1 pseudogene is annotated in these 709 nt (G+C 71.1%); it reads right to left on the reverse strand.

Going from position 1 to position 709, the window contains the following annotated elements:
* A pseudogene (locus A5780_RS21890) lies at positions 1-566 on the reverse strand (hypothetical protein); the annotation flags it as partial.
* Positions 567-709: the final 143 nt, after the last annotated feature.

The raw sequence follows: 709 nt of genomic DNA on the forward strand, positions 1-709 counted from the left end.
CACAGTTCGCGGCCGCAGGCGACCGCGCGGCCGATCAGCACGCCGGGAACCTGACCCGGAGCGAGCTGCACACCCAGCTCGATCGCCTTGGCGCGCACCGCGTCCCAGCACAGATCATCGAGCTCGCGGCCACGACCCATGTACTTGGCGCGCTCGTCGATCGGCTGCCGATCCGCCTTGCTCAGGCCCTTGCCCAGCGCGACATGGGCGGGACGGCCCTTGCGGTAACGGCGCTCGGCACGCGCGGCCACACACTTGCGACACGCCCACCGCACACCGATCGCGGTCGCGGCCACCGTCGCCAGCCCGCCGCCGACGAGGGTGCCCAGTGCGGCGGTGGCCTCACCGGTCCACGCAATATCGTGGGTGGCCATCAGGTGCCAGCCCAGCGCGACGGGGTTCTTCAGCGGCACATCCTGTGCCGGGCCGCCGTACATCGGGGCCGCCCACACCGCTGCACCGGCCAGCTCGATCAACGACGGCACCCCCACCGCCAAACCGAGCGCCGCGCCGTACTGCGCGTTCTCGCCGCTGGACATCGACGGGGCCTTCTGACTGCGGTCCATCAGGCCACCGCCTCAGTGCTGGTGGTGGCTTCGATGTAGACGCGCTGGGCGGTGGCGTAGTTGCAGCCCAGCTGGCGGCCGATCTCCGACCACGACAGTCCCTCACCGTCCCGCAGCTCGATCACCTGCGTCAGGAACTCGGC

The organism is Nocardia sp. 852002-20019_SCH5090214, assembly GCF_001665865.1.
In the GTDB taxonomy this organism is placed as follows: Bacteria; Actinomycetota; Actinomycetes; order Mycobacteriales; family Mycobacteriaceae; genus Nocardia; species Nocardia nova.